Below are 5,450 nucleotides of genomic sequence, written 5' to 3' on the forward strand. Positions count from 1 at the left end.
GATTTATTCGATTTACTTTTAAGATGAATTATTTATGAATTTAGTTATCTGCAAATTAAGTTGATTACTGACAACTTATTAAAATAATTATATAATGAGTATATAAATATATGTATTTAGGGGGGTGATTTACATATATGGCAGTTCGGATAAAACATATAGATTTTAAGGGAATTGTGAAAAAATAGGTGTGGAGATAGATGTTTTAAAAACGGGGTGGTATACATGAGGGGTAAAATGGGAGACAGACGATTATTGCGTGTATTGGTATTAGGGGCGTTATTGAGTACAACTTATATAGGGGGTGCTATGGCAGCGGATTATCCGCTGACCGGTGATACCGTTGAAGGTAATTATGACCTTCCGGCAGGAAATATTTTATATAGACTTGACGGTGAACAAAAAGTTACAGCACTATCCGATGTTACTATTAGTTCTCAAAGTACAGATGAAAGTAGTTCTATTATCATATATAGCGGTAAAAGTGAAAACAGCAGTTTAGATCTAGATATGGACGGTCATTCTTTAGCCATAGATGCTAAGTCGGCCGGCATCTATATAACAAAGGATAATACTACCATCAATATTCACAATGCTGACACTATCGAAAGTACAGTTGATCGTCATAATTTGATAATCGCTACAAAAGGTAATGGCAGTACTATTAACTATGAAGCCAATAATATTACCTTTAATAAGAGCGAAGCTTTTCAAGATAATCCAATGCTTGTTGTAGGGAATAAGAATACATTATCTATGCATGTCGGCAATGATTTAGTGTTTAACAATTATGCAAGGGCCAACACACTTAGTGCATATTATGGTGCTAAGATTCAACTGGAAGCAGATCATAATATTAACTTTAATCATACCTATAGTAATACTCCGGCTGTACAGGGTCTGCCGATTTTGTATTTTGGTAGTAATGCTGAGGCAACGATAACGGCGGGGAATGATATTAATTTTAACCGGAATCAGTATGCGTATTTAATTGGTTTGGAATATGGGGGTAAAGCAGTTGTAACCGCCGCAGGTAATATTAATTTCCGTGAACAAGCACCGGGTTATTTGCCTGTTGTGTCGGCAGAAAATAAGGCAAATATCCAATTACAGGCACAAGCTATTACGGGTAATACGCAGCAACTGGTGTCAACTACGTATGGTTCGCAGGCACTCTTAAAAGCGAATGAAATTGATTGGGTGGCTGAAGGAAGAGACATGTCTGCCTTTTCAGAGAAATACCCGCATAAGACTAGTATGCTGGTAGCCTATCGCGGGGGGAGTAAGGTTGAATTACAAGCCGATAAGAACATAAATCTATCTATCGGTGTGCCACATACAATGCTCTATGCAGAAAGTGGTGATATTACTTTAAATGCGGGAGACTCTATTTACTTACATTCCAGTGGATCAACAGATGAGCGCTCTCAGGCAAGCCTTCGTGTTCAGAATGGCAACATTAATTTGACAGCCGGTACAATTACAGTAGAAAATGAAGGAGCTACGGCAGCCTATGCAGATTATTATGGGAATATTAATTTTAATGGTGAAACTCTCGTAGACGGTGCCGGTATTGGAGTTAAATCGATAGGCAGCGGGAAAATCAATTTTAATGGCGAAACTTTCATATATGGTGTCGGTATCGGTGCTTCAGCGGAATCAGACATAGATCCGTGGGCCGAAGATCTTTCAAAGATTAGTTTTAATGACGACGTGGTAATTGATGGAGCTGAAACAGGGGCCGAAGCAAAATATAACAGTGACATTGTTTTCAATAAAGGTCTTGTTATTAATGCGGAAGACAACGCAATCTATACTGAGTCTGCCGGTCGTATCCAGGCACTTGCTACCGACGTAGATAAGAATGTAAAGGGTAATATGCAAGCCCTTAATGGACAGATTGAAATACTCTTTGATACGCCTAGCTCATCGTTTACAGGCACCACGAAAATACAAAACATCGACAAGGTGTATGTCATTGATGACGAAGAAGAGTATGAAGATGATGAAGAGTTAGATAATTATGTAACCTATGATGCCGATGAATCGGATAGTACCGATAATGAGGATGACTGGGGCGATGAAGATGATTGGGAAAATCCATACATCGAAGAAGCACCGGCTATCAATATAGCGTTACAAAACGGTGCTGTGTGGAGGGTAACCGGTGATAGCTCGTTGACGAAGTTAGAAAATAGCTCATTTCTTAATATGAGTGATTACACACATACAGGTACCAGTCTTACCGTAAATAATTTATCCGGAAACGGTGACGGGTTGGTTCTTATGGATCTCGACTGGAACAGCAATGGCGGACTAAAAGAAAAAACGGATAACAGCGATTATATTACCGCTACCGAAAGTGCAACCGGTACTTTCACGTTGTTAAGTGAGCCATCACTGATGTATTTAGAAAATATGGACGTAAATGATCGTTTATATTTTGCTACGTTGACGAATAGTGATGCGGTTTTCACAAGTTGGATTACGCAGCATAATGTAGCAAAGGGCAGTTTGTATGATTATATTATTGGTCTAACTTCTGAAACTAACGAAGTAGCGGTATCTACTGAGTCGACAGATACTACGGAAACAGCAACTGGTACAGAGAATGCAAAAGTTGCGGATATTACAGAGGCAGCAGACACTACGGCAAGAGTTGCTACACGAGCGGCAACGGATACGGTAACTGATTGGTTCTTCGGTACCATAGGTTATACGGAAAGCCCGATTATCCCTGGCGGTAAAATCAATTCGCAGATTATATATGACCTCGCCACTGAAATGGATACTCTGAATAAACGTATGGGTGATACTCGCTATATGAGCAGAAATGTGGATCCTGACGGCTGGTGGGCTCGTACGACATATACGCATGAAGGCCGTGATTTGTACTCCGGTCATAGCAATCGTTTTGAATTAGGTAAAGATTATGTATCGGCTCGTAACGACGGCGGTACGGTACATCAGGGGGCTGTATTCACCTACCTTCGCAGCAGTGCTTCCTTTGATGAAGGTAATAGCAAATACAATCGCTATACCGGTTCGCTTTATTATACTTGGCTCGGTAATGATGGCCAGTACTTAGACGTTGTGGGTCGCATTGGTAAGCTAGGTGGCGAAACCCATATCAACTTAATAAATGGTAATCAATCGGACAGCTCCTTTGGTACTTGGTATCAACAGGGCAGTGTAGAATACGGTAAAAATTATAACCTGAAAAACGGTTGGTATCTTGAACCTCAGGCACAGTTGCAATACACTCATATGAACAGTAAATCTTATACAAGTAACGATGGTATTGTTCATGGGTTAGACAGTGTAAACAGCTTTATCGGTCGTTTAGGCTTTCGTTTAGGCTGTAATATTACTGAAAAAACGTCTTGGTATGTGCAAGCCGATATGCTCCATGAGTTTTCCGGCGACGGCGGTATTAATTTTACCTCCGCTAACGGCTTGGAGCGTATTGATTACTCCCGTGACGGCAAGGATACTTGGTATGATATCGGTGCTGGCTTAACGGCTGAATTAAGCCATGAGCATAGCTTGTGGTTCGAATTTGAACGCAAGTTTGGCGGTTCCTATTCTAACTCTTGGGAGTTTAACGGCGGTATGTCGTGGAAGTTTTAGGTGCTAGAAACTCCAACCGGTAGAAATCGTATATAAGTTAGAAATAAGTTTTAAATAAGTTAGAAATGAGTAAACCCCTTCGTACATACAGGTGATATGTACAAAGGGGTTTATGTGACGTTAAGAGTTGTAATAATTGTAGCAATTTTCTAAGGTCTGTTTAATGGATTCTGGGTGGGGGTATTAATGGCAATAGGTATAGTTTGAATTATTGTTGTTGTTCATCATGTGATGACGACCGTAATAACTATTATCGTAGTTCATCATGGTGTTACGATCATTGTCATTCTTGCTGTAATTACTGTTATAGCCGTTATAGCCGTAACATGGAGCCACATTATTATAGCCTGAATTACCATATTGATAAACGTTCATTGGGGAGTTCCCGTATGCTTGAACCATAGGATATGCTGCGAGACCGATAACAGCGGTGAGCACTAGTGCAGATAACCATTTTTTCATAATAATAACCTCCTTATATAATACCTTCTGATTTGATTATAAGTGTTTCGGAGTTGAGAATCAAGGAGGGGGTATAGGGAATTATGTAATCTAACGCATGATAGTAGGTGGTAATACTATAATATATTTGATAAAGGTTAACTATTATACTATAATATAAACAGAACAAATGTTCATCGTGAGGAGAAGATTAAAATAACGAATTATAGGTAATTAAGAGTGATAGATATTAATGGATGGAGTTTTTATAAAGCGGGTAAAATATGTTTTGTAATAAAATTCAATTAAATTAAATGGTGATGATATTCTAACAATTTATTATGAAAATTATGAAGGTCGTAATAGATGTATTGAGGAGCAGTTTGATTTTGGGGTTTTAACGTTTTTGGAGTTCAATGTTGAAAGCGTTGATATTAAAGAAACTGAGGCCTTAAAAATTACTGAAACCGGCTTTTTAGATAGAAATAAAAGTTTGAATCCTTGTGGCGAAGGAGCTTGTGTATATTTAACTCATTATTTTAATAATATTAAGCCAGAATCAATAATCTCAATGGATGATAATACTTTTGAACCAAGTATAAATTTAGATATTGAAGAAATATCAAAGCTAATAGGTTTTATAGAGAAATATACGGGCTTGAATTTAAGAGATAAAATTTCGTTACTAGGTGACATTTTAGTTTATAGAATTTCAAATGTGGATATTAAATTAATAAGAAGTCAAGGACTCAATGATGTATTCAATTTTAAAAAGCTAGGTGTTAAAATTTCGTCTTTACCGGTAAATAGTCATGTTATTGTTAGGTTTAAAAAATATGATTTTGTTGTAAATGTACAAAATAAAAATTTGACTTCTGACAATAAAGAACAATCATTATGTTTTTATTATGATAAAAAATGGACAAGTTGTGATGTAGATGTATATATTGATAGTTCCTTATTTTTTAGATATGAAAATATTTATTGGATGGAATCATTACAAATGGTGGCGCATTTTATGGGGCCTCAGCATAAAATGCATATAAAAGATGTAGGTACAATTTCTATAGATAATGAAATAGGGAGAGAAGAAATAAATGTAGGAGATAAAAGAGTTGATATTTTTAAAAGGCTAGACAAAGATTTATTGAAAAAGTTAGAAAATAATATTTTAAATGATAAATTTAAACTGGTAAAACCTAATGAGGCATTACCTGCAATAGAGATGATTAAGGATTTTATATTGCATGCACAAAATGAGATTTTAATTTTTGATTCTTATTTGACAGAGAAAAATAGTTATAAATGGATTCACGTTATATTTCAACTTTTATATCTATGTAAGGCTGAGAAAAAGACTTTGATTTTTTATTCGAAAG

At 36.7% G+C, this 5,450-nt stretch carries 3 protein-coding genes; 2 read left to right on the forward strand and 1 reads right to left on the reverse strand.

Features of this window, described 5'->3' with window-relative positions:
• Positions 1–237 precede the first annotated feature (237 nt).
• Positions 238–3,630 (forward strand): autotransporter outer membrane beta-barrel domain-containing protein, encoded by a 3,393-nt coding sequence (locus EO124_RS09980; protein WP_164726614.1) that lies wholly within the window; start codon positions 238–240, stop codon positions 3,628–3,630.
• Between the two features lie 183 nt (positions 3,631–3,813).
• Here the strand turns inward: EO124_RS09980 and EO124_RS09985 are convergent, their stop codons facing one another.
• Positions 3,814–4,092: a hypothetical protein gene (locus tag EO124_RS09985; RefSeq protein ID WP_127059387.1), complete on the reverse strand. Its 279-nt coding sequence runs from the start codon at positions 4,090–4,092 to the stop codon at positions 3,814–3,816.
• Positions 4,093–4,477: 385 nt separating this feature from the next.
• On the opposite strand from EO124_RS09985, the gene EO124_RS09990 reads away from it, so the two are divergent.
• The coding region (locus EO124_RS09990) for a hypothetical protein (protein WP_164726616.1) at positions 4,478–5,450 on the forward strand (973 nt) is incomplete at its 3' end.

This window comes from Veillonella ratti, from assembly GCF_003992115.1.
GTDB classification, from domain to species: domain Bacteria; phylum Bacillota; class Negativicutes; order Veillonellales; family Veillonellaceae; genus Veillonella_A; species Veillonella_A ratti.

Bases quoted from the DNA above. Each gene is read 5' to 3' on its own strand.
- EO124_RS09985 (WP_127059387.1), bottom strand. From the start codon at position 4,092: ATGAAAAAATGGTTATCTGCACTAGTGCTCACCGCTGTTATCGGTCTC.
- EO124_RS09980 (WP_164726614.1), top strand. From the start codon at position 238: ATGGGAGACAGACGATTATTGCGTGTATTGGTATTAGGGGCGTTATTG.